The organism is Rhizobium sp. 01T417 (genome assembly GCF_056398905.1).
Window position 1 is genome coordinate 242,632 of sequence record NZ_JBFTQH010000004.1, and the last position, 23,579, is coordinate 266,210.

At 59.4% G+C, this 23,579-nt stretch carries 19 protein-coding genes; 7 read left to right on the top strand and 12 right to left on the bottom strand.

Annotated elements, in window-relative coordinates:
* Position 1 precedes the first annotated feature (1 nt).
* The 5 genes from AC1DPR_RS06685 to AC1DPR_RS06705 all read right to left on the bottom strand — a co-directional run bounded on the left by AC1DPR_RS06685 (position 2) and on the right by AC1DPR_RS06705 (position 6,190).
* Positions 2-1,255, bottom strand: coding sequence for an amidohydrolase family protein (locus tag AC1DPR_RS06685; protein ID WP_477815972.1), 1,254 nt, complete (start codon positions 1,253-1,255; stop codon positions 2-4).
* Positions 1,252-2,829 (bottom strand): gamma-glutamyltransferase family protein, encoded by a 1,578-nt coding sequence (locus tag AC1DPR_RS06690; protein WP_477815973.1) that lies wholly within the window; start codon positions 2,827-2,829, stop codon positions 1,252-1,254. Before AC1DPR_RS06690 ends, AC1DPR_RS06685 begins: the two co-directional genes overlap by 4 nt.
* Positions 2,829-4,022, bottom strand: coding sequence for an amidohydrolase family protein (locus tag AC1DPR_RS06695; RefSeq protein WP_477815974.1), 1,194 nt, complete (start codon positions 4,020-4,022; stop codon positions 2,829-2,831). Before AC1DPR_RS06695 ends, AC1DPR_RS06690 begins: the two co-directional genes overlap by 1 nt.
* 537 nt (positions 4,023-4,559) lie before the next feature.
* On the bottom strand, positions 4,560-5,258 hold the full coding sequence (locus AC1DPR_RS06700; RefSeq protein ID WP_477815975.1) for a GntR family transcriptional regulator: 699 nt from the start codon (positions 5,256-5,258) through the stop codon (positions 4,560-4,562).
* 251 nt (positions 5,259-5,509) lie between these two features.
* Positions 5,510-6,190: a GntR family transcriptional regulator gene (locus AC1DPR_RS06705; protein ID WP_477815976.1), complete on the bottom strand. Its 681-nt coding sequence runs from the start codon at positions 6,188-6,190 to the stop codon at positions 5,510-5,512.
* 185 nt (positions 6,191-6,375) lie between these two features.
* On the opposite strand from AC1DPR_RS06705, the gene AC1DPR_RS06710 reads away from it, so the two are divergent.
* The 6 genes from AC1DPR_RS06710 to AC1DPR_RS06735 all read left to right on the top strand — a co-directional run bounded on the left by AC1DPR_RS06710 (position 6,376) and on the right by AC1DPR_RS06735 (position 14,600).
* Entirely contained in the window at positions 6,376-8,316 is a 1,941-nt protein-coding gene (locus tag AC1DPR_RS06710; protein ID WP_477815977.1) for an ABC transporter substrate-binding protein, read from the top strand.
* Between the two features lie 69 nt (positions 8,317-8,385).
* Positions 8,386-9,372: an ABC transporter permease gene (locus AC1DPR_RS06715; RefSeq protein ID WP_018855673.1), complete on the top strand. Its 987-nt coding sequence runs from the start codon at positions 8,386-8,388 to the stop codon at positions 9,370-9,372.
* Positions 9,369-10,523 (top strand): ABC transporter permease subunit, encoded by a 1,155-nt coding sequence (locus AC1DPR_RS06720; RefSeq protein WP_112645742.1) that lies wholly within the window; start codon positions 9,369-9,371, stop codon positions 10,521-10,523. Before AC1DPR_RS06715 ends, AC1DPR_RS06720 begins: the two co-directional genes overlap by 4 nt.
* The gene (locus tag AC1DPR_RS06725) at positions 10,520-12,220 is read left to right on the top strand and encodes an ABC transporter ATP-binding protein (RefSeq protein ID WP_477815978.1); all 1,701 of its coding nucleotides are present in this window, start codon (positions 10,520-10,522) and stop codon (positions 12,218-12,220) included. The genes AC1DPR_RS06720 and AC1DPR_RS06725 overlap by 4 nt, the downstream gene beginning before the upstream one ends.
* 3 nt (positions 12,221-12,223) lie before the next feature.
* A complete protein-coding gene (gene manD / locus AC1DPR_RS06730; RefSeq protein WP_477815979.1) occupies positions 12,224-13,432 on the top strand; it encodes a D-mannonate dehydratase ManD in 1,209 nt (402 codons plus the stop codon).
* Between the two features lie 13 nt (positions 13,433-13,445).
* A complete protein-coding gene (locus AC1DPR_RS06735) occupies positions 13,446-14,600 on the top strand; it encodes a mandelate racemase/muconate lactonizing enzyme family protein (RefSeq protein ID WP_477815980.1) in 1,155 nt (384 codons plus the stop codon).
* A gap of 115 nt (positions 14,601-14,715) precedes the next feature.
* Here AC1DPR_RS06735 and AC1DPR_RS06740 read toward each other — a convergent pair whose 3' ends face one another.
* The 4 genes from AC1DPR_RS06740 to AC1DPR_RS06755 all read right to left on the bottom strand — a co-directional run bounded on the left by AC1DPR_RS06740 (position 14,716) and on the right by AC1DPR_RS06755 (position 18,516).
* Positions 14,716-15,174: an aminotransferase class I/II-fold pyridoxal phosphate-dependent enzyme gene (locus tag AC1DPR_RS06740; protein ID WP_477816024.1), complete on the bottom strand. Its 459-nt coding sequence runs from the start codon at positions 15,172-15,174 to the stop codon at positions 14,716-14,718.
* A 120-nt stretch (positions 15,175-15,294) separates the two neighbouring features.
* Positions 15,295-15,651: a RidA family protein gene (locus tag AC1DPR_RS06745; RefSeq protein ID WP_112824510.1), complete on the bottom strand. Its 357-nt coding sequence runs from the start codon at positions 15,649-15,651 to the stop codon at positions 15,295-15,297.
* A 105-nt stretch (positions 15,652-15,756) separates the two neighbouring features.
* Positions 15,757-16,860: an NAD(P)/FAD-dependent oxidoreductase gene (locus AC1DPR_RS06750; RefSeq protein WP_477815981.1), complete on the bottom strand. Its 1,104-nt coding sequence runs from the start codon at positions 16,858-16,860 to the stop codon at positions 15,757-15,759.
* 48 nt (positions 16,861-16,908) lie between these two features.
* On the bottom strand, positions 16,909-18,516 hold the full coding sequence (locus AC1DPR_RS06755) for an ABC transporter substrate-binding protein (protein ID WP_477815982.1): 1,608 nt from the start codon (positions 18,514-18,516) through the stop codon (positions 16,909-16,911).
* Positions 18,517-18,700: 184 nt separating this feature from the next.
* On the opposite strand from AC1DPR_RS06755, the gene AC1DPR_RS06760 reads away from it, so the two are divergent.
* Positions 18,701-19,639, top strand: a complete 939-nt coding sequence (locus AC1DPR_RS06760) for a LysR family transcriptional regulator (protein WP_477815983.1) — start codon at positions 18,701-18,703, stop codon at positions 19,637-19,639.
* Between the two features lie 253 nt (positions 19,640-19,892).
* Here the strand turns inward: AC1DPR_RS06760 and AC1DPR_RS06765 are convergent, their stop codons facing one another.
* The 3 genes from AC1DPR_RS06765 to AC1DPR_RS06775 are packed head-to-tail and all read right to left on the bottom strand — an operon-like array spanning position 19,893 to position 23,501.
* Entirely contained in the window at positions 19,893-21,047 is a 1,155-nt protein-coding gene (locus tag AC1DPR_RS06765) for an amidohydrolase (protein WP_477815984.1), read from the bottom strand.
* Positions 21,048-21,051: 4 nt separating this feature from the next.
* Positions 21,052-22,296 (bottom strand): allantoate amidohydrolase, encoded by a 1,245-nt coding sequence (locus tag AC1DPR_RS06770; protein ID WP_477815985.1) that lies wholly within the window; start codon positions 22,294-22,296, stop codon positions 21,052-21,054.
* On the bottom strand, positions 22,293-23,501 hold the full coding sequence (locus AC1DPR_RS06775; RefSeq protein WP_477815986.1) for a diaminopropionate ammonia-lyase: 1,209 nt from the start codon (positions 23,499-23,501) through the stop codon (positions 22,293-22,295). Before AC1DPR_RS06775 ends, AC1DPR_RS06770 begins: the two co-directional genes overlap by 4 nt.
* Positions 23,502-23,579: the final 78 nt, after the last annotated feature.

Genomic DNA, 23,579 nt, shown 5'->3' on the forward strand with positions numbered 1-23,579 from the left:
TTCACACAAGTGAGCGCCTGCGGATCCGAGCTCGACCATTGTTGAAACTCATGTGGCCATTCTTCCAGCCGGCGAGGACACGGCCGACCTCGCGCACAGCCGCCATCGGGCCGACCGCATCGACAAGCACGATGGTCGCGTCACCGCCGACCCAAAGGCCGTGCGGAACGCCGAGCTGCCTCGCTGCCGTTTGTCCCACCATTTCAAAGACCGAGTGCACGTCCTCGTCCCGCGAAAGCTGTGCGATATTGGCATAGAGATTTGCCATCCGGATCAGCGAGGCGTCGCCATAGGGAGTGAAAGGATTCATGACGTTGTTGGTGGCGATTGAGGTGACGACGCCGCGTCGCGCGATGACATGCGCCGGTGCGACGCCCCGCGGCACCAGTCGGTCGTGCCCGCGGCCAGTGAGGAAAAGATCTGTCGCCGGAAGAACGGTGAGCGCGATGCCCGCTTCAGCAAGTTTGTCGGCGATATGAATGACATCGGCCAGCGGCATGGCCGAAAGATTGGTGACGTGGCCGATTGCGACCCGTTCTTGCCAGCCATGGCGCTCTGTGGCCGCGATTACAGCCGGCAAATCGCTCTGGCCGGGATCCAGATGGAAGTCGAGATGAAAATCCACTGCGACGCCGTGCCTGACAGCGAGGGAGAAGATCAGGTCCACATGCCTGACCGGATCGGGATCAGTGTAGGGGCAGCCACCGACGAGATCGGCCCCTTCTGAGAGCGCCCGGTCGAGCATGTCCAGCATCTGAGGCTCGTTCGTGAGACCGTCCTGCGCGAACGCGCAGATTTCAATATCAATCGCAAAAGCGTATTCCGTCTTGATGCGCTTGATTGCCTCGAAGGAGCGAAAGCCTGCGCGCGGATCGATCTCGACGAAGGTTCGCATCCGCACAGTGCCGTGCGAGATCGCCTTTTCGACGACCTGGGCGGCGCGATCATAGACGTCCGCCTCGGTGAAGTCTGCCTTGGCGCTGGAGGTCTGTCGCACGGCTTCAGCAAGTGTTCCCTCGCAGATCGAGCAACGATCGAGGATGCAGGCCTTGTCCAGATGGACATGCGTGTCGACGAAACCACCAAACGCAAAAGCGCCATCGCCTTCGAAGTCCTCGACGGCCTCGCAACGAAACCCGGGCTCGATCGCCACGATCCGGTTGCCACGAACAGCGATATCGACGAGTCCACCATGCTCCTTCACCCGGACATTGCGGATAAGCAGGTCGAGCGGACTGTCGCCAGCAGTGCTCATAGGCCGATTGCCCCGCCGTCACTGCGAGGGTCGTGAGCTGCTTCCAACATGCCGTCACCACTGATGCGGATGATACCGGCCTGACCGCCGAGCGGACTGAGCGGAGCGATCGTCGTGACCTCATGGCCCATCAAGGCAAGCGCCGCGATCACGTCACTGCCAATATTCTCCTCGATCTTCAGGTTGTCGCGGCTATCGGAAAAGGTACGGCCGAGCAGGAAGCGTGGCCTGGAAAGGGCCGCCAGGGGATCGAGGCCATGGTCTATGAGGAGGCTCAGCAGCAGTGCCAGCGTCTGCGGCTGACCGTCGGCACCTTGCGTGCCATAGACCAGATGCGGGCGGCCGCCCTTCAGCGCCAGGCCGGGATTGAGGGTGTAGAATGGACGCCTTCCAGGCCCGTAGCGGTTCGGGCTTATGGGATCAGTGCTGAAGGCGGCGCCGCGGTTCTGCCAGAGAATGCCTGTATCGCCGGCAACGACGCCGCTGCCCCAATCGAAATAGATACTTTGAAGCATCGAGGCTGCCCGCCCGCTGGAATCGACAGCGGCCAGGAAGGACGTGTCGCCCTGCCGATAGGGATGCGCCCAGGCGGCAGCACGGGTGGGGTCAATTGCGGCGGCCTTCCCGGCAAGTCGATCGGGATTAAGGAGTGCCCCGGAGACATCGTCACCGAATGCCGGATCAGCAATCAGATGCCGGTCGCGAAATGCCTGTTTCACCGCCTCTACCAGCAGGTGATAATAGGACGCACTGTCAACCGCCTTGTCTGCCGGTAACAGATGAGCGAGGACGCCCATGATAGCGAGTGTGGTCACGCCCTGGGTCGGGGGTGGCGGCGCCAAAAGTACTGTTTCACCATAGGATAGTCGCACGGGCGCAACGACCTGGGTGCTTGTCGCTGCAAGATCGGCAGCAGTAAGCGGCGAGCCGGCCGCGGCAAGACCGCTTGCGATGCGGCCGGCGAGCGCCCCCTCGTAGAATTCGCGGGCGCCGTTTCTGGCGATCGCCTCGAGGCTCCTCGCCAGGGCCGGCTGGCACTGGATACCGTCCCGCCTGAAAAGGTCGCGAAATCCCAGCCACGCGTCGGATTCGGCGGCGCGAAAATCGAACCAGAATGCCTGCGACGCGCTCACGGCATAACCGTTTCCGGCCAGGGCGATCGCATCGTCCAGCAATCCCGACAGGCTCTCGGTGCCACCCCAAGCGGTTGCGGAATAGCTGAGCACCTTGTCCCAGCTGTCGACCAGGCCGGCGGTGGTCAAGGTCGAGGCAGCGCCGCGCAATGGGATCGTGCTGCCGGGGACGGCAACATCTGCCGCCTGGCCTATGCCGAGGAACGTCCGTGCATCGCCGGCCTCGTCGGAGACCATCCAGACGGCGTCTCCGCCGAGACCACAGAAATGCGGGTAGACGACCGAAAGTGCTGCTCCAGCCGCGACCAGCGCCTCGATCGCATTCCCGCCGCGTGAAAGCACCCGGGCACCGGCTTCGCTGGCGAGCCAATGCGGTGTTGTCACCATGCCATCACGCGATCGCGCGCCGCCCGTTTCGGTCTGCCTGCTTGAAAATTGCATCAGCGGACCACTGCGCCGTTATCGGCCACCAACCGACCCTGCTTGAAGACGCGTCGCGGCTTGGGGACGGCGACGACTGCCTCCGGAATGTGGTCGGCGGCGAGTGTCACGAAATCAGCCTTGGCGCCGACGGCGATGCCATAGCCTTCAAGATTGAGCGCCTTGGCGCCTCCTGTCGTAACCACATCGAAAGCGGCGGAGAGCTCGGTATCCGTATAGAAGCCGGAGCGATAGGCGATGATCTCTGCCCGACGGAGCATGTCGCCATCGCCGAAGGGCCACCACGAATCGCGGATATTGTCATTGCCTGAAAAAACATTGACGCCGGCGTCCCGCAGCAATGCGACCGGCGGGAAATTGTGATTTCCTGGAGCGTTGGTCATGATCGAGACGCCGCTTTCTGCAATGACGGCGGCGATCTTCTTTGCGGCATCCGGGGCGAGGTCCCCAAGCCCGTAGCCGTGGCTGACGGCCACATGCCCCTGCATGCCGAGTGCTGCGGTCCGCGCGCAGATCTCCTCGATCGTCATGGCGCCCATCGTGCCGGCATCGTGGAGATGTATGTCGACATCGACACCACGTTTTTCGGCAATTCCAAAGACCGCGTCGAGATGCCCCTTGATATCACGATCGAAGGACAGCGGATCGAGCCCGCCGACCAGATCGGCTCCCATGCAAATCGCCTCGTCCATCAGGTCGCGCGTGCCGGGGCTCTTCAGGATACCGCTCTGCGGGAAGGCCACGAGCTGAATGTCGATGATGTCCTTGTATTCTTCGCGGACGGCCAGGATGGTCTCGAGCGATTTCAGCCCGACCGAGCCATCGACCATGACATGGCTGCGCATCTGCAGCGCGCCGTTCGAAATGCAGAGGTCGAGCTGGCTGCGGGCACGCTCGTCCATCGGTGCGGCGGCTGCCATGTTCTCGGCCTGGAAGGCGACGCGCTCATGCACGTCAAACCCGTTGGTGCAAGGTTTATGCGGGATCCATTTGTCGCCGTAGAAGCTCGTGTCCAGATGGATGTGGCCCTCAACGAAGCCCGGGACGAGAAGCGCACCGGCAATATCGAGCGTGCGCGCAGAGCCGGAGCTCGACCCAGCAGCAGCGATGGAAGAGATGCGGCCGTCGGAGACCAGAATGTCGTTGAAGGTGCCGTCGGCGAGCTTGGCGTTTGTAAAAAGTGTTTCGGTCACCGGGATCTCCCTCGATTTCTTTGTTGTATCATCAATACGCCTCCCCGACGGGATCGGGGAGGCGGCCTGTCAATCGATCGTCGTGCGACGATCAGTTCTGCGGCAGGGTTCCCTGCACGCCTTCGATCAGCCAGGTCATGCCCTTGATATCGGCATCCGCCAGTTCCTGGCCCTTGGTCACCTTTACCCGTGCCTTTCTGGTCCTTGCTCACGCCGGCAAACGGCTTCAGTTTGGCGCTGGTGATCGCAGCTTCTGCGGCCTTCATTTCGGCGGCGACCAGGCTCGGGCAGCTCCGGATTGCTCGTCGTCATCTTGGCATATCCACCCGCTTCTTGGCTACATGATATCCGTAATCATGTATGCAACAATGGTGCCAGATTGTATCGGAAAAGGACTCCTGGCAGCACAGAGTGGCTAGATATATGGATTCATTCGAGGAAAACCGCCGACACCATCACGTACACGCGTGTCGCCGCCGGTTTCGAACGTCTACATAAAATGCATGATCATGTATACATCATTGAAAAAGCGGCAGCCTAGCCGCTGCCACGGGCGGAAAAGCGCGAGAGGATCGAGCCGAGATCCAGTTCCGCCGCGGTATCGTCCTCGAGCAGGGCCCTGCTTTCAACCGATGACAGGTGGTCGTCGATCAGATGCTCTGCCGCAGCGATATCGCCCTTCTTGAGCGCGCCGATCAGTCCGGAATGTTCGCTGATGGCGCACTCGCTCGAGTGCGGCCGGCTGTACATGGCCAGGATCAGCGAACAGCGGGATACGAGTTCGGAGAGATATCGTTCGAGCAGCGCATTACCCGAGAGTTCCGCAAGCTTGAGGTGGAATTCGCCGGCTAGCCGGGTCGACAGGCGCACATCCCCCTTGGCATGGGCGGCCCCTTCTTCCTGCACGTGATCGGAGAGGATCTTCTCGACTACCGGGCTCCAACGCGCGATCACCGCCTTCATCACCTCCCGTTCAAGCGCGCGCCGAACAGCAAAGGCATTGCGCGCCTCGTCGAGGCTCGGCTGGGCAACCGTGGCAGTTCGCTTGTGGTAGGTGTCGACGAGCCCCTGGGCCTGCAGTTTCGCCAGCACGGCGCGAACCAGGGTTCTGCTCATTGCGAAGTGCCTGCCAATCTCGTCTTCTGGCAGCCTGGTTCCGGCTTTCAGCGCCTGTTCGATTATGGCCTGTCGGAGAGTGCGATGGGCAACGTCTACCCGGTCGGAATTCGATGACATTGGACTTCAGGAATGTTTTCGGTGACGTATACGTTATCTCGTGATCACGCGTGCATCAAGGACTTGCCCTGTATTGCCGAAGGCACCTCGCGTCATGAGCCCAGCCATGGTCTGCCGCAAGGCAACGAACGGTCGGCGCGTGGACAAGGTCAGCGTCCCGATCGCAATTTCCGCGAGGGCCATTTCCCATCATCGAAAGGCGCAACAACCATGACGGCCCCGGCCGGCGCGATGGCCGAGCTTCGGCTAAATCACGGCCGCTGCTTGTTGAGACGCATGCGCTCGATGATGTGCCGTCCTGATCCACCAACATGTTTGGCAATGGCGTTCGCCGCCCCGTCCGCATCCTGCTCCTTGATGCATCCGATGAGCTCGCGATGCTCCTCACGAACGTTCGACTGGCGGCTCAGGGAGGTGGGAAAGCCGCGACTTATCGCCCATAAAATCTGACGATGGCGAATCCAGAGATCGACAGCGTGCCTGTTGTAGTGCCGGTCGTACATCAGCCGATGAAACTGCATGTCCAGATTTGAGTGTTTCAGCTCATCCGAAAAGTTCAGGGCTTCGATCTCGGCCTGAATGCGCTCCAGTTCATCGACATCTGCTCGCGTCGCAACCCCGACAAACCAGCGCGTCAGCGCCGGCTCGATCAAGACCTCTATTTCGCAGATATCTCTGACGAACTCCTCGTCAATCGGCCGCACTCGGGCGCCGCGATTGGGCATCATGACCACGAAACCCTCGCCGCGCAGCTGCTGCAATGCTTCTCGCACCGGATTGGTGGAGGTGCCCATACGCGCGGCGAGCTCGGCGACCTTCAGGCGCTCGTTGGCCTTGACGCGGCCATGGATGATGTCATCGCGCAGGCGCTCGTAGATGGACGCGCCATTTTCCTCGGTCAACTCGTCACCGTCAGGCATGGTCTGGGGCATTCGCGTTATCGTGGTCATAAGACTGCTTTTAATACACTTTCCCCCGGTTTGCCAATACCTCTTCAAATTGTTTGTACATTCCGATTGACATATAATGTACGATCTGAAAGTTTTCGCTCCACGCGATTGCCGACCTGGCTTTCGTTTTCAGTCGGCGGAGAGGGCCGGTTATCAGGAGGAAAAGAATGGGTTACCAGCAACAGCTGCGTGGCCTCGTCCTATCGACGGGGTTGTTGAGTGCGGCGCTCTTGGGAGCGATTGTTCCTGCCTTTGCGGTGGATTTCAAACAGGCGCCAATGCTCGACGAGCAAGTGAAGGCCGGCAAGCTGCCAGCCGTTGCCGATCGGCTTCCTGAGCATCCCTTCGTCGAAGCGATGGTTGATGGAATAGGCAAATACGGTGGCACGCTGCGCACCACCATTCTCGCCAATGGCGACCAGTACAATCTGACCCGTACCATCGCCAATGAACTGCTCGTTCGTTGGGATCCGGCCTGGCAGAAGGTGATACCTTCGCTGGCGGAGGAATTCACCGCATCGGATGATGCCACCACCTACACCTTCAAGCTTCGCAAGGGGCTGAAGTGGAGCGACGGCCAGCCTTTCACGGCCGATGACATCATGTTCTGGTACGAAGACGTGTTCATGAACGACGCGCTTTCGCCGGCCAAGAACCCGACTTTTACGGTCGCGGGCAAACCGGTAAAAGTGCGCAAGATCGACGACCTGACAGTCGAATTCAAATTCGACAGCCCCTATGGCCTGTTCCTGCAACAGCTCGCCTACGGCCAGGGTCATCTGCCGGTCATCTACCCCAAGCACTACCTCAGCCAGTTCCACGAGAAGTATAACAAGGACGGCATCCCCGCTCTGCTGAAAGCCAATCCGGCTGCAGGCGATTGGGTGGCGCTGTTCAACTCGAMGGTCTCCCTGACCTTCCAGCCGCCGTACTGGCAAAACCTCCAGCTGCCAACGATGAACCCGTGGATCCTGACGGTACCCTATGCCGACAGCGAACGCGTCGTCGCGACCCGCAATCCCTACTATTGGAAGGTGGATCCTGAGGGCAACCAGCTGCCTTATATCGACGGCGTCACCTGGGCAAAGCTCGACGACCCACAGCTGATGGCGCTGAAGATGACGTCGGGCGAGTTCGATTTCGCGTTCCGCCACATCAATAATTCGACCTTCAAGTCGGTGCTCTTCGATGGCCAGGAAAGCGGCAATTATCGCTTTGTCGACGTGAAGGACCTGCCGGCGAATGATGCCGTCATCCTGCTCAATCTCAACTCGACCGACGACACCAAGCGCAAGCTTTTCCAGAACAAGGATTTCCGCATCGCGCTCAGCCACGCGATCAACCGGCAGGAGATCATCGATCTCGTCTATGTCGGCCAGGGCGCCCCGGCGCAGGTGGCGACGCAGCCCGAGCACGAGCTTTTCAACGAGCGTGAAGCCAAGCAATACACGGAATTTGATCCGAAGCTTGCCAACGACATGCTCGACAAGATCATGCCGAAGAAAGACGCGGAAGGTTTCCGTCTCGACGACAGCGGCAAGCGCTTCACCATCAACTTCATGGTGGCAGACGTTTTCGGGCTCTCCTATCCCGACGTGATGCAGATGGTGCAGAAATACGCCAAGGACGTCGGGATCGACATCCAGCTGCGGACCACGGATCGCGCTCGCTTGAACACCATGTGGGCAGCAAACGAGCAGGACGCCTATATCTGGAACTGCGTTGGCGGCCTGTCTGAAGTCTACACCGACCCGCGTTGTTACATGCCGTTCCAGAAGGCAGACATCTTCTTCGCGATGAAGTGGAGCGAGTGGTATTCGAACCACGCCACGGGCGAGGAACCTCCAGCCGAGATCAAGGCTCTCATGGCAGCCTACGACAAGGTCAACGCTGCCGTGGGCGACAACGATCGCCGCGAGAAGATGAAGGAATTCCTCAATCTTTCCGCTGACAACTTCCTCAACATCGGCATTTCGCGCCCCATGCCGAAATACATGATGGTGTCGAAGAACCTGAAGAATGTCGTCAACGGCATTCCGATCACCGGCAATCTCTGGCATCCAGCCCCGACGCTGACCCAGTGGTACTTCGACAAGCCGGCTAACTAAACTCCTCCGGGCCGGCGGGGAAACTTCCCCCCGGTCCGCCCCTTCGATCCCATCGAGCGGTCAGAAATCATGCTCCGTTATATCGCCAAACGGCTGGTGTTCGCGATACCGACACTCCTTGCCGTTTCCATCATCGCCTTCATCATCATCCAACTCCCGCCCGGTGATTATCTCACGACTCTGATGGCCGACTGGGCAAGCCAGGGTGGTGCGGTCGAAGAGGGCACGGTTGCCGCCATGCGTGAGCGCTACGGTCTCGATCAACCGATGTATTTCCAATATTACAAATGGATGGCCGGGATCCTCATGCATGGCGATTTCGGGATTTCATTCGAGCTCGGCAAGCCGGTCACCGAATTGATCTGGGGCCGCCTTGGTTTCTCGCTCCTCCTGTCCTTCCTGACGCTCTGCTTCGTATGGGCGATCGCCATTCCGATCGGCATCCTGTCGGCCGTGCGCCAGTATTCGATCTCCGACTATTCAGCGACCTTCCTTGCCTTCTTCTTTCTCGCCGTGCCTGACTTCCTGATGGCGCTTTCGGCGATGTACGTCATGTCGGCCTATTTCGGCCAAAGTGTCGGCGGCCTGTTTTCGCCCGCTTTCGTCGACGCAGCCTGGAGTTTTGCCAAGCTTGGCGATTTTGCCAAACACGTCTGGCTGCCCGTGCTCGTCATCGGTCTCGGCTCTCTTGCAGCGCTCGTTCGCATCATGCGCGCCAACCTGCTCGACGAATTGTCCAAGCCCTATGTGACGACGGCCCGCGCCAAGGGCATGTCCGAATTCGAGCTTCTCATTCGCTACCCGGTGCGGCTTGCACTCAATCCGCTGATCTCGACGCTCGGCTGGATTCTGCCCGCCGTTATTTCGGGTGAGATCATTGTCTCGGTTGTCATGAGCTTGCCGACGACGGGACCGCTGCTGCTGCGCGCGTTGCTTGCACAAGACATGTATCTCGCAGGCTCGCTAATCCTGTTGATTTCGGTGCTTACCATTATCGGCACGCTGATTTCCGACATCCTGCTCGCCATCACCGACCCGCGGATCCGGTTCCAATGACAGACATCACTCAGCTCCCGCCGGAGACCGGCACATCAATCGACCTTCACCGCAGTGACATTGCGGTTGCCGGCCAATGGCGGCTCTTCTGGCTGAAATTCAAGAAGCACAAGATCGCGCTGGCAAGCCTTGTCGTCATCGTGTTCATGTATCTCGTCGCTGCTTTCGCGGATTTCATCGCACCGTTCGATCCCAACGCGACCAATGCGCGTTTCACCTACGCCCCTCCACAGGGCATATCGCTTCTGCTGGACGGCTCCTTGCGCCCGCACGTCAATCAGCTGAAGATGACGCTTAACACAGAATCCATGCGGCGTGAGTTCACCCCGGATCCTGCCAAGCCGATCCCGGTCGGCTTTTTCGTACCTGCGGCGCAGCCATACACTCTTCTCGGCTTCATCCCTATGAGGACCAAGCTCTTTGGCCTCACCAACCCGATGCCGGGAGACAGCATGTACATCTTTGGCGCAGATCGCCTCGGGCGAGACATCTTCTCGCGCGTGGTCCATGGTGCCAAGATCTCCCTCTCGATCGGCCTTGTCGGGGTCTTCATGAGCCTCATCCTTGGCGTCACGATCGGCGGCATATCCGGATTTTTCGGGGGCTGGGCCGATATCGCCATCCAGCGTTTCATCGAGCTGTTGCGCTCGATCCCGACGATCCCGCTATGGATGGGGCTGGCGGCAGCAATCCCCGTTGGCTGGCCACCGCTCAGGACGTATTTCGTCATCACCCTGATCGTTTCGCTGATTGGCTGGACGAGCCTGGCGCGGGAGGTGCGTGGCAAGTTTCTCTCTCTGCGCAATGAGGACTTCGTGATTGCCGCACGTCTCGACGGCATGAGCGAGCTCGGCATCATCTTCCACCATCTGGTGCCGTCCTTCATGAGCCACATCATCGCCACACTGACGCTGGCGATCCCCTCGATGATCCTGGCTGAAACCGCACTCTCCTTCCTCGGCGTCGGTCTACAGCCGCCGATCATTTCCTGGGGCGTGCTGCTTCAGGAGGCGCAGAACATCCGCGCGGTCGCTCAAGCGCCCTGGCTCCTGTTCACGCCGGCTGCCGCAATCGTCATCTCGGTGCTTTCCCTCAACTTCCTCGGCGACGGCCTCCGCGATGCCGCAGATCCCTACGAGTCGGTGTCATGACCATGAACAACGATACACTCCTCAAGGTCGACAACCTGAGAACCTACTTCCCGACGCGCACGGGTCTGTTCAAGGCGGTCGACGATGTGTCCTTCGAGCTGAAGCGCGGAAAGACACTCTGTGTTGTCGGCGAATCCGGATCCGGGAAGTCGGTTACGGCGCGCTCCATCCTGCAGATCGTCGATAAACCCGGTCGTATCGAGGATGGTTCGATCGTATTGACGCGGGGAGACGGCTCATCGGTCGATCTCGCCAAGCTCGACCCGCGCGGCAAGGAAATTCGCGGCGTTCGCGGCAAGGAGATCGCCATGATTTTCCAGGAGCCGATGAGTTCACTGTCGCCCGTCCATCGTATCGGCGCGCAGATCGGCGAAGCGCTGCGCATACATTTCGGCATTCGCGGCAAGGCGCAGCGCGACCGCGTTCTCGAGCTGCTGCGCCAGGTTGAAATACCGCGCCCTGAAACCGCAATCGACTGCTACACTTTCGAATTCTCCGGAGGCATGCGCCAGCGGGTCATGATCGCCATGGCGCTCGCCTGCAATCCCCAGGTTCTGATCGCCGATGAGCCGACGACAGCACTCGACGTCACCACCCAGGCCGAAATTCTCGATCTGATCAAACGACTGCAGCACAGCCACGGCATGGCCGTGCTCTTCATTACCCACGACATGGGTGTCGTTGCCGAAATCGCCGACGAAGTCTTGGTGATGTATCGGGGCAAGGTGATGGAGCGTGGCTCCGTGGAGCAGATTTTCCACGCACCAAAGGACGACTATACGCGCCGCCTGATCGGTTCGGTCGTCAAGTTGGAGAAGAAGGCGGAAGTTCGGCTGACACGATCCGAAATCCCCGTTGGCGCGCCACCGCTACTCGCGGTCAAGAACCTGTCGCTGACTTTCCCATCCGGCCTGAAGGCAGTGGACGACGTGTCGCTGATCGTTCGCGCCGGTGAAACCCTCGGCATCGTCGGTGAATCCGGCTCGGGCAAGACGACAATGGGACGTTGCTTGCTGCGCATTTACGATCCGCAAGCCGGCGCCATGAATTACCGCCGCGCTGACGGCAGCACGGTCGATCTTTGCTCGGCCGACAAAACGACATTGAAGGATGTTCGCCACGATATCCGGATGATCTTCCAGGATCCGGTCGGATCGCTCAGCCCACGCAAGACGGTCGGCCAGATCATTGCCGAGCCGTTGAAGCTCGATGGCGTGAAGGGCAGATCCCTCGATGATCGGGTCTCGGAACTTATGCAGCAGGTCGGCCTCGAACCGGCCTGGCGTGAACGCTACCCGCATGCTTTTTCCGGCGGTCAGCGACAGCGTATCGGTATTGCGCGGGCAATTGCGCTCAAGCCGCGGCTGATCGTTGCCGATGAAGCAACCTCGGCACTCGATGTGTCGTTGCGCTCACAGATGCTTGACCTCATGATGAAGTTGCAGGACGAGCTCGGTCTCTCCTACGTCTTCATCTCGCACGATATGTCGGTTATCCGCTACATGTGCGACCGCGTTGCTGTGATGTATCGCGGCAAGATCGTGGAGGCGGGTGAGACCGATCAGGTCGTCAACAATCCGGCGCATGACTATACCCGCGCGCTGCTCTCCGCCATTCCTCATCCCGACCCGCGCAACCGGCGCATTCACAACCGGTTCCGCTACGACCCCGCACGTACAGTTTCAGCCAACGGATAAGTCATGAAAATTACCGACGTCAGAATCATTGTCTGCTCGCCCGGACGCAATTTCGTCACCGTCAAGATCTTCACCGACGAGGGGCTGACAGGGGTCGGCGACGCCACCCTGAACGGTCGTGAAAAGGCCGTCGTAGCCTATCTTCAGGATCATCTTGCACCATTGCTCATCGGCCGCGATCCAAGCCGCATCGAGGACATCTGGCAATATTTCTACAAGGGAGCCTATTGGCGCCGCGGTCCTGTGACCATGGCGGCGATCGCCGGTATCGATACCGCACTTTGGGACATCAAGGCGAAAGCCGCCAACATGCCGCTTTACCAGCTGCTGGGCGGCGCCAGCCGCGAGAAGGTGCTGTGCTACACACACGCGCAGGGCACTGATATTGCCGAAGCGGTCGAAGCGGTCGGCAAGCGGATTAAGCAGGGCTACAAGGCGATCCGTGTTCAGGTCGGCATTCCCGGTCTGCCTGACGTCTATGGCACCGGCAAGAAGTCGGTCACCAACAACGCTGCAGACGATGCCATTCCTCACGAGGAAACCTGGTCGACGTCGAAATATCTGCGCTATGTTCCCGAACTCTTCAAGGCGGTCCGCGAGGCGCATGGCTGGGATATTGAGCTCCTGCATGACAGCCACCACCGCCTCACGCCGATCGAAGCGGCGCGGTTGGGTAAAGACCTCGAATTTGCACGGCTCTTCTGGTTGGAAGACACGGTGGCGGCCGAGTATCAGGAGGGCTTCCGTCTGATCCGCAAACACACCACGACACCGCTTGCCGTGGGTGAAGTCTTCAACACCATCTGGGACGCGCGGCTGTTGATGGAAGAGCAGCTGATCGACTACATCAGGACGACCACGGTACATGCCGGCGGTGTGACCGCCCAAAGGCGCATCATGGATTTCGCCAGCGTCTATAATGTCCGCACTGCCTGCCACGGCGCAATGGACATGTCGCCGATCTGCCTCGGCGCCAACCTGCATCTCGACCTCTGGGTGCCGAATTTCGGCATTCAGGAATATTCGGGCTACCTGCCGGAAATCCTTGAGGTGTTCCCGAGTGCCTGGAGCCTGGATGACGGTTATCTCCATCCGGGCGATGCGATCGGCCACGGTGTCGATATCGATGAAAAGCTTGCCGAGAAATATCCATATCAGCGCGCCTATCTGCCTGTGAACCGTCTCGAAGACGGCACGCTCTGGCACTGGTAACCGGAGAACGGACATGAAGATCACAGCAATCAAGAGCTACGCCGTCAAGGTTGGCATTCGCAACCAGCTTCTGGTGAAGGTCGAGACCGATGAGGGGATTTTCGGCTGGGGCGAAAGTGGACTCTCCGGCCGCGAGAAGGCGGTCGTCGGTGCGCTGGAACATTATGCGGAATTCTTGCGTGGCCGCGACCCGTTCAAGATCGGAGCGCTCTGGCAGGAGATGTATCGCAGCCAGTATTTCGAGGGCGGTCGCGTATTGCAGGCCGCGATCTCGGCGATCGACATCGCGCTCCATGACATCAAGGGCAAAGCGCTTGGCGTGCCCGTCTACGAGCTGCTCGGCGGCAAGCAGCGCGACCGGATACCGACCTTTGCGACGACCTTCGCGGAGCCGGGGCCAGCGATGATCGAGCAGGCACAGATGCTGGTCGAGCATGGATGGAGGGCCATGCGACTTTCACCCTCGGGTCACGAGCACAAGGAGATTTACGAGCCCCGCGAACATATCGCGATGACAGCGAAATGGTGCGTCAAAGCTCGGGAAACACTGGGCGAGGAAATCGTTCTGGGCATCGACTATCACCACCGCCTGACGGTCGCTGAAGCTGCAAGCTTCTGCCAGAAGATGCCGAAGGGCACACTCGACTTCCTCGAGGAGCCGATCCGCGACGAAACACCGGGCGCCTACGAGGCGCTGCGTCGAATGACCGATATTCCATTTGCGATCGGCGAGGAGTTCTCGTCGAAGTGGCAGTTCCTGCCCTTCATCGAGCGCGACATTCACCAGTTCAATCGCCTTGATGTCTGTAACGTCGGCGGTCTGACTGAATCGATGAAGGTCGCCGGCTGGAGCGAGGCTCACTATGTCGACATGATGCCGCACAATCCACTCGGCCCGGTATGCACAGCTGCCACGATCCACTTCTGCGCCGCCGTTGCGAATTTTGCCTGGTTGGAAACGCGGGCGAGCCCCGCGGAGACGCATCTGGGTTTTGACAATTCTGACTTCTTTCCGGTCCAGCCACGGCTTGAGGCTGCCTGCTATCCAGTTTCCGATGCGCCCGGCCTGGGGGTCGAAGTGAACGAGGAGTTGATTGCCAGGCAGAGTTTTGAATTCTGGGAGGCGCCTCATCTGAAACGCCGGGATGGCTCGGTGACGAATTGGTAAGAAAGGGAAGCGAGCCGACTTGAACGGGCGAGAAATTGCGTGCCGGGTTCATCGTTCCTCGCACATGGCGCAAAGCGCACTTTGCACCGATCTTTTCTCAATCGGTCACCCGGAATTATGGATGAAAGGCCAACGCTATAGCGTCAGCAATATGCTCGCTTGAACCGCGAAGAATGGAAGTGGCAACCCGGATGTGATTGCTCGGCAAGACCGAAAATTTACTTCCGGGGACCACGACAATGTTGCGAGCGGCCAATGTGACCATAGCGAACGGTTCCGAAGCAACCGGCACCCATAGGCACAGACCGTGGCTGTCCTGCACAGGGACACCGCGGTCCCGAAGTGCTGACGCGAGTGCGCTGCGGCGTTGCGCGTAGACTGTTCGTGCTGCAGCAACGCTGTCCCAGACGCCTGGGTCTCGCAGGAGAAAAGACGCCGCTCCCTGAAGGATGCGGCTCGTCCAACCCGCGCTGAAGGCGCGGAATGATTGGATCTGATCCACAACGGCTTTCGTGCAAGCATCCCGAAGAGCCCGGATTCTCACGCAAACGCAACCAGTTCTTCCCGCAAACAGAAAGACGAGCGGATTGCTGTGTCTCGACGTGGCCCCTTGCTGCCGTCAGCCAGCGGTGTCGACCACATGACGGCGGACGGTCATGGAAATTGTTGCGCCCGCCGACGTTTAAGTCGCGCTCTACTTATCCTTTACGGCAGCGATCGCCGTCACCTCGATCAATCGACGTGGATCACCGAGATCGGCCACTCCGATCGTCGCGCGAGCCGGAAGGTCCTCATCTGCCAACCATGCAAGCCAGGCCGCATTCATTTCTTCCTTCTTTGACATGTCCGTTATGTAGATACGGGCTTGTAGAAGGTTCCTCTTGTCGGAGCCGCCTTCCGCAAGAACGGCATCAAGCTTCGCGCAGACTTCGCGCGTCTGACCTTCCATGCCCTGATCGATGTTGACAGCGGCATGGCCGCCAATGAACAAAAGACCATTGTGCTCGACGGCCCCATGCATGATGCGAGCTTTTCTGATGCGCTTGACCATTGGTATTTCCTATTGTCGTTGATGGAACGTGGTTCGTTTGGACAGGCGCGAATCTCCGCAGCCCGCCCACGCGAGGGTGAAACAAGGTCTGCCTCAGACCCGTTGTCAGCGACTTGGCGCGTAAGCGGTCACTGGAAGTTCGGTCGGCTTGCCACTGATGACCTCGGAGAGGAGCTTGCCGGCATAGGGGCCGATGGATATGCCCCCGGCTCCCAGGCCATTTGCGACACTCAGCCCCTGCAGCCCGGGCACCCGTCCGAAGATCGGCTTGATCGTCGGACCAGCGGGACGAAAGCCGATGCGGGTTTCAATCACTTCGGCATTCGCCAGACCGGGAGCAATCTGAAGGCCGGCATTGAGGACTTCCGCTTGGCCAGCCGCCGTTACACGGTTGTCGAAACCAGAATCGGTTTCTCGCGTCGCGCCGACGACGACACGACTGTCGTCGAACGCCAGCATATAGTGGCTCGTCATCGGCAGAAGAACCGGCCATTGTGCGGTCGCAACGCCGGGGAGGCGGAGGTGGACGATCTGCCCCTTTTGTGGCTTGACCGGGTGAGCAAGGCCAAGTGGCTCCAGAATTTGCGAGGCCCACGCCCCCGCCGCGATTACGATTTCGTCCGCCTCGATGATCTTGCCGGATCCAATGCGGCAGCGAACGCGCTCGTCATGTATCTCCAGGGTGACGAAGTCGTTGCTGTAGGTCGCGCCTCGCCTTACAGCCGCGCGGATCATAGCAGCCGACAACAGCCGTGCGTCAACGCGAGCTCCTCCCGGTATGAAATATGCTGGGAGATCCTCGCGTAGAACCGGGAACTTTGCCTTCGCTTCCGTCGGTGAGAGGAGGGAAACCTCCCCTGCCTCCGGCGCGCTTTTAATCCTGCGCTCAATCCGTTCTCCGGCGGATTTAAGGTCACCGGCATCGGAGGAGGTGACCAGCGCACCGACTTTCCGATAGCCAAGTTCGGTCTCTGAATCGCTGGACAAGTCCGCGATCAGCTGATCGTAGTATCGCGCACCAGCAGCGTACATTTCGTACCATTCGGGCTCTTCGATCTGCGTTGCCCAGGGGCACACGATCCCGGCGCCTGCGAGCGTCGCTTTGCCAGGATGGACCTGATCGAAAATTGCGACCTCCGCTCCGTGTCGGGCAAGGTGGTAGGCCGTGCTCGCGCCGAACATACCTCCACCGATGACAATAACCCGCATTTTTGTTCCTCGACTTTCAACCTGTTCGTCAGCATGTAGTTTGTGACATCAATCCTCGACCGTCACGCCGGACATTCGTGACGTCCCGAAGATCGCCGGGACGAAGCCCTTGACCTTCTTGGAGACCGCCATCAACTGGTCGGCGCTTCCGAACATAACCGCTGGCACGTCGTCGTAGAGAACGTGCTGAGCTTTTTGATAAAGTTCGGTACGCTTGGCCTGATCCGATATCGACCCGGCCTGCGCCATCAAGGAGACGAAGTCCTTGTTGCACCAGGCGCCAATGTTCGACGGGCTTGGCTTTCCATCGGAATTGCACGAGAAATAGTTGCTGGGGATCTGGCTCGGATCCGGAAAGTCCCAGATGCCACCAAACATGCCGACCTCGGCTTCGTGCTCGCGCGCCCGCTTGATGTATTCTGCCCACTCGTAGCTGATGATCTCTGCCCTGACGCCGATGGCGGCCCAATCTGCCTGGATCATTTCCGCAGCGCGCCGACCGTTGGGCATGTAGGGGCGAGCAACGGGCACTGCCCAGATCTGCGTCGCAAACCCATCGGGAAAGCCCGCCTCGGCAAGCAACGCTTTCGCCTGCTTGGGATCATATTGATAAGGCCCAAGATCTGTCGCGCTACCCCAGAGGGACGGCGGGATGACCGCTCCTGTCTCGTGCCCCATGCCGTCGAACACCACATTGACGAGCGACTTCATGTTGATCGCTTGAGCGAGCGCCCGGCGCACGCGGATGTCTTTGAACTTGTCCATGGTGAAGTTGAACGAGATAAACCCGGACGATGCGACCTTGACCCTTACGAGGTCCAGGTTTCCGCTGTCTTGTATCGCCTTGGCATCGGCCGGGCTCGGGAAATACGATATTGCACATTCGCCGGCCAATGCCCGCTGAACGCGCACCGACGCATCGCTACTGATGGCCATGATGATGCCATCGACCATTGGCGTATTCGCAGCGATATGCTGTTCAGCACCCCAGGTACTGGAAAATGGAGACAACCTGACGACCGCATCAGTCTGGTAGTCCTGCAGTTGGAAAGGACCGGTTCCGACGGGGTTGCGATCAAATAGCTCGGGCGTGCCGGCGGCAAGCAGCTTGTCGGCATATTCGGCTGACGTGATCTTCAAGGAGCCGTGGGCCATGATGCCGAGGAACGGTGCGAGCGCCTTCTTCAGGGTGAACGCGACCGTGTAGTCGTCGATCTTCTCGACCTTGCTCAGTTCATCGGCAAGCTTCGTGTTGAAGGTAATGTAGCTGCCGCCATTCACCTGCCGATAGGGATGGTCCGGCTTCATCATCCGATCGAAGGTGAACATGACGTCGTCGGCGTTGAACTCACGTGACGGGGTAAAATCCGCCGTCGTCTGCCACTTGACGCCCTTGCGAAGATGGAAGGTGTATGTGCGGCCGTCTTGCGAAACATCCCAACGTTCAGCAAGTGCAGGAACAATCTGCGATCCGCCTGGCTCGACCGTGACCAGGCCATCATAGATCTGCTCCAGGACAGTCGCGGTCGTGCCGTTGCTCGTTAGCTGCGGATTGAACGTCTCGGGCGCTCCCTCCAGGCAGACCGTCAAAGGTGCGGCCATCGCCGACGTTGCCAGTCCAGCCATCAACGCAGCCAAAGCGAGAGTATGCTTCATTTCACATGCCTCCAAGGTCTCAAAGGAGTGACAGAGCTCCGATGGCCAAGCGTTCGACACATCGTCCGGGAGGGCAGGCGATCTGGTAGCCTCTCAGCAAGCGCCTCCATAAAGCTCAGCTCCAAAATGATTGTCAAATGTCAAAATGGAGCAGTAACATAACCAAAACTCATGGAGCGCCTTAATGAACGTACGCCAGATCGAAGCTTTTCATGCGGTGATTGAAACGGGGTCCGCGACACGCGCGGCGGAGCGACTGGGAATCACCCAGCCGGCGATATCCAAACTGCTAAAATCATTCACTTTGGACTGTGGATTCGCCCTGTTCGAGCGGAGAGGTGGCCAAATGGTGCCGACGCGTGAAGCAGAGATCCTCGCGACAGAGGTTGCGAAGGTTTTCCATGGAGCAAAGCGCATCAAGGAAGTGGCGCGCGCTGTTCGTGACCATGAATGGGGCGAGATCAGCATAGCGGCCCCTCCGGCATTCTCCGTTCGCTTTATCCCATCGATCCTTGCGAAGAACATGAAGCGCCTGGACCTTCGCATACAGGTCCTGTCACGAAGCTCGCCCAGTATTCTCGATATGGTCGCAACCCAACAAGTCGACCTCGGACTGTCGACCATACCGGTCGACCACCCACAGGTGTCCAGTGAGCACCTGATAACCTTTCCGTTGGTTTGTATGCTTCCTGCAAATCACCCATTGGCTGACAAGGAAGAGCTTCACATCAACGATATCCGATCCGAGACATTCATCGCGCTACCGTCCAGCGACTGCTCGTTTACCAGAGCTGATCGCGTCTTCCAGATCCTCAGTGCCCCCTCACGCGGCAGGATCGAGGTGCCATACTCCGAAACCGCCGCAATGCTGGTGGCCGAAGGAGCAGGCGTCACGATCGTTCCGCCATTCGTTGGCCTGGATCTTGACAACGTGGTTCGGCGGCCGCTTCAACCGGCGGAGCACGTTGACGTCTGGCTGTTAAAGCCAAAACTTCGTCACTCGCCACTCGTCGTAAATCTGTTAGCGGATTTGCTGCGTGATATCTTTTCGAACCTTGCCACTGCACCGGCCTCGTCGATCCACAACGGGTTGAAAAGGCTTGTAGGGCCTGACAATGGATAGCTGCTATCGCAAGATACGTTGCGATCAGAAGACCGACTAAAGATTTGGGTCACTTTTGAACCAAAGCCTGGCCAGACCGCCAGGTCCTTCGGTAGGGCACTTGGCTCGATTTTTGAGATTGAGGTCGCCCGCGTTGTGCCTAGAAACACCGGCGGACCAACGTCACTTCGTCGCACGTTGCGATGATCGTCTTCAGTGGCAAGGCGCTAGATCCTCGATGGCGAAAATTTGCCTGCAACTGCCGTCGCTTTGGTCAATTTGCCAGGCGTCGACGCGCTATTGCTGCATGAAATCGCATACCATGGACAAGGCCGTTGTCATTGAAGTCATAATTCGGATTGTGGAGCGGAGCCGATGTCTCGCCATTGCCGAGGAAGACGAAGCACCCAGGCACCCGGCTGAGGAACTGCGCGAAATCTTCTGATCCCGTCATCGGTTTTGCTGCGACCCTTGCGTTCGACGCGCCATATAATTCTACTCCCACGGCCATGGCTTCGGCAGCCAAGGCGGCGTCGTTCATGAGTGGAACGAATTCACGCGTGTAACGGACATGGGCCTCGACATTATAGGCAAGCGCAGTGCCTTGCGCGATAATCCGCATCTGCTGCTCGATGCGCTCGCTGATCTCCCTGCGGAAGCTGCGGGCATCACCGAGAATGCGTGCCATGCCGGGCAGGGCATTCCTGGTACCGTCGGTGATGAGCTCAGTGACCGATACGACGCCGATGTCGGCGGGGTCGATGCGCCGCGCGACGATCGTCTGCAGATTGGTGACGATGGCGCAGGCGGCGACCAGGACTTCGCTGCCCCAGTGCGGTCGGGCGGCGTGTCCCCCGACCCCCTTGAGCGTGATCTCGAAATTGTCCTCCGCCGACATGAATTCTTCAGGTTTTGTCTCGAAATAACCAACAGGAAGACCCGGCATATTGTGGATGCCATAGATTTCATCAAACGGATATTTCTCGAAAAGACCATCGGACATCATCGCGAGTGCGCCTTTGCCCCATTCCTCGGCCGGCTGGAAAATGAAGCGGACCGTCCCGTCGAAACCGCCTTCTGCGGCAAGCATCTTCGCGGCTCCGAGGAGCATGGCGGTGTGACCGTCGTGACCACAGGCGTGCATGAGCCCGCAGTTGCGGGATTTATGTTGCATGTCACCCTGCTCGGTGATGCGCAGGGCGTCCATGTCGGCTCGCAAGGCGATGGCGCGGTTGCCGGTCCCTCGCTTGAGGGTTCCGACAACCCCGGTACCACCGACGCCTTCGGCGACCTCATCGAGGCCAAATGTTCTAAGTTTGTCGGCGACAAACGCAGCCGTGGCTTGCTCCGCAAAACCGAATTCTGGATTGGCATGGAGGTGTCGCCGCCACTCACTCATTTCGGCATGGAGCGTCTCAATGTCGGTCATCAGATCAGTTCTCCGGTGCGGTGAGATTGCGGACCACGTCAAGCAACACATTGGCTCCTGCGACCAGATCGGTGTTGGGCGTGAATTCCTTGGGGTTATGGCTGATGCCGCCGATACTGGGTACGAAAATCATCCCCGAGGGTGCGATCCTGGCGATCATCTGAGCATCGTGCCCTGCACCGGAAGTCATCCTTTTCGATTTCAATCCACGGGCCGTCGCAGCCTCCACGACCGCCGCCACAATGCCGCAGTCGAAAGTCACCGGCTGAAATCTTGCCAGACATTTCGTGGTGATTGTGACCTGCTCATCGTCTGCAACCGTATCGAGGTATGCTGCCAAGGCAGCTTCTTCCGCCAACAATTTTCCTTCATCCGGATCGCGCAGGTCGACCGTGAATGTCGCTTTCGACGGGATCACGTTGATTGCGTTTGGCTCGAATTCCATGCACCCGACTGTGGCGACCGTAGGGGTGTTCGAGGCATTCGCCCGGTCGCGCAGAAAGGTGATGACGCGCGCTGCTGCCAAGCCGGCATCGCGGCGCAGCGAAATGGGTGTCGTGCCTGCATGGTTGGCATCTCCTTCGATGGTTACTCGTTGCCAGGAAATGCCCTGCAGGTTCTCGACGGCCCCAACCGGGGTCTCCTCGCGCTCGAGGATCGGCCCTTGTTCAATGTGGAGTTCGATATAGGCGTGCGGTTGCAGGAAGCCGGGCTCTTGTGGTCCGGCATAGCCAATTCTGGCAAGCTCCTCACCAAGGACAGATCCATCAGTGCCTACGGTGGCAAGCGCTTCATCGACATCAAGTCCGCCGACATGGACCAGCGACCCCATCATGTCAGGCGCATAGCGCACGCCTTCTTCGTTGGTAAATGCAGCAATCGCGATAGGTCGGTTCGGATTGAAGCCCTCTGATTTCAGTGTTTCTACGACTTCCAGTCCCGAAAGGACACCGTAACAGCCGTCAAACACCCCTGCATTGATCACAGTATCGATATGAGACCCCAGCATCAGCGGTTTTGTTGTATCGTCGGCCTGTATCGGCGCCCAGATGCCGAAGATGTTGCCGATGCGATCGACTGCGACGTCGAGCCCGGCTTCCTGCATCCAGACGATCAAGCGATCCCTGCCGTGCTTGTCCGCGTCGGACGCCGCAAGCCTGACAAGGTGGCCATCCTTGTCCCTGCCGATGGAGCCGAGTTCACGCAGACGTCCGAGCAAGCGTTCCTCATTTACCGATGATCCAGTCATGCCGCCGCCCCTGCGTTTCTCGACAAAACTGATCCTGGTGCTTCCCCGACAATCGCCTCATACTTGAGCGCATCGGTCGCCCCTTCGGTGTTGATCACAAGGACGCGCGATTGATCTCCAAGCCGCAAATGAGCCTTGATCTGCCGATCACCGATGGCCCTGATCAATCCGGCCAGGCCAACGCCACCACTTTCGCCCGCCACGACGGCGGGGTCTCCCCCGACCGGGTGGGCCAGCCTCTTCATGACGGTGACTGCGTCGTGTTCGTCTACGGTCATGAACGCGTCTGCCACACGCGAGAGGATGCGCCAGGCTACCAGTGACGGCTGGTAGCATTCGAGCATGGCCATGATTGTCGGCTCACCGTGGTCGACCGTCACCGGATGCCCGGCCCTGGCGCTCTCGACGATGCATGCTGCACGTTCGGGATCAACAACTGTGAAGATCGGGCGTGTGTCCCCCATGACAAGCGCGAGATAGCCGGCTGCCGCAGCAGCGATGCCGCCAACCCCTGACTGAACGAAAACATGGGTCGGCGGGTCCTGCAACTCCCTGAGTGCCTCGCGGAATATCGCGGTGTAGCCCTGCATTACAAGGCTTGGAATGCGCTCATAGCCGGGCCAGGACGTATCCGACACGATTGTCCAGCCACGCTCGATCGCAACCCTGGACGCCTCCCTGACAGAGTCGTCGTAGGTTCCCTCGACGCGGCACACGTCGGCGCCAAATCCTGCGATGGCCGCCACACGTTGGTCGCTGACGCCCGAGTGAACGAAAATCACGGCACGTGCGCCGACGGTCTGCGCCCCCTGGGCCACGGAACGTCCGTGGTTGCCATCGGTGGCACAGGCAACCGTCATGGTTTTTGCCACGGCAAGGACCTCAGGTGAACGAAGTTCAGTTACATCGACTTGCCTGGAAAGGCGTTTGCTTGCCTCCTCGAGCACAAGACGCATCACCGCGTAGGCACCGCCAAGCGCCTTGAAGCTGCCAAGGCCGAGCCGGAAGCCTTCGTCCTTCATATGGATGCTCGACACCCCGAGTTTGCGAGCAAGGCCGCCGAGGGACACCAACGGCGTCTTCGCGTTGTTTTGGCGGTGCGACAGGAACCTCTCGACCTCCGCGGCAGCCACCGGGCCAAGAGCTTCCGCGTCCCGTGGGTCCAGTGGAGACTTGTAGGCGCTATTCGAATTTATGAGAAACATTGGGGCCTCGCTCGGGTTCGAGGGGAAAATATATTGCATTGCCTCTGCATCGTGCGCTGAATATTGGGGTCTGATTTG

Coding starts and splice junctions, on each gene's coding strand:
- AC1DPR_RS06750 (WP_477815981.1), bottom strand. CDS start 16,860: ATGCGGGTTATTGTCATCGGTGGAGGTATGTTCGGCGCGAGCACGGCC.
- AC1DPR_RS06755 (WP_477815982.1), bottom strand. CDS start 18,516: ATGAAGCATACTCTCGCTTTGGCTGCGTTGATGGCTGGACTGGCAACG.
- AC1DPR_RS06685 (WP_477815972.1), bottom strand. CDS start 1,255: ATGAGCACTGCTGGCGACAGTCCGCTCGACCTGCTTATCCGCAATGTC.
- AC1DPR_RS06720 (WP_112645742.1), top strand. CDS start 9,369: ATGACAGACATCACTCAGCTCCCGCCGGAGACCGGCACATCAATCGAC.
- AC1DPR_RS06725 (WP_477815978.1), top strand. CDS start 10,520: ATGACCATGAACAACGATACACTCCTCAAGGTCGACAACCTGAGAACC.
- manD (WP_477815979.1), top strand. CDS start 12,224: ATGAAAATTACCGACGTCAGAATCATTGTCTGCTCGCCCGGACGCAAT.
- AC1DPR_RS06745 (WP_112824510.1), bottom strand. CDS start 15,651: ATGGTCAAGCGCATCAGAAAAGCTCGCATCATGCATGGGGCCGTCGAG.
- AC1DPR_RS06760 (WP_477815983.1), top strand. CDS start 18,701: ATGAACGTACGCCAGATCGAAGCTTTTCATGCGGTGATTGAAACGGGG.
- AC1DPR_RS06700 (WP_477815975.1), bottom strand. CDS start 5,258: ATGTCATCGAATTCCGACCGGGTAGACGTTGCCCATCGCACTCTCCGA.
- AC1DPR_RS06690 (WP_477815973.1), bottom strand. CDS start 2,829: ATGCAATTTTCAAGCAGGCAGACCGAAACGGGCGGCGCGCGATCGCGT.
- AC1DPR_RS06765 (WP_477815984.1), bottom strand. CDS start 21,047: ATGACCGACATTGAGACGCTCCATGCCGAAATGAGTGAGTGGCGGCGA.
- AC1DPR_RS06735 (WP_477815980.1), top strand. CDS start 13,446: ATGAAGATCACAGCAATCAAGAGCTACGCCGTCAAGGTTGGCATTCGC.
- AC1DPR_RS06715 (WP_018855673.1), top strand. CDS start 8,386: ATGCTCCGTTATATCGCCAAACGGCTGGTGTTCGCGATACCGACACTC.
- AC1DPR_RS06705 (WP_477815976.1), bottom strand. CDS start 6,190: ATGCCCCAGACCATGCCTGACGGTGACGAGTTGACCGAGGAAAATGGC.
- AC1DPR_RS06770 (WP_477815985.1), bottom strand. CDS start 22,296: ATGACTGGATCATCGGTAAATGAGGAACGCTTGCTCGGACGTCTGCGT.
- AC1DPR_RS06775 (WP_477815986.1), bottom strand. CDS start 23,501: ATGTTTCTCATAAATTCGAATAGCGCCTACAAGTCTCCACTGGACCCA.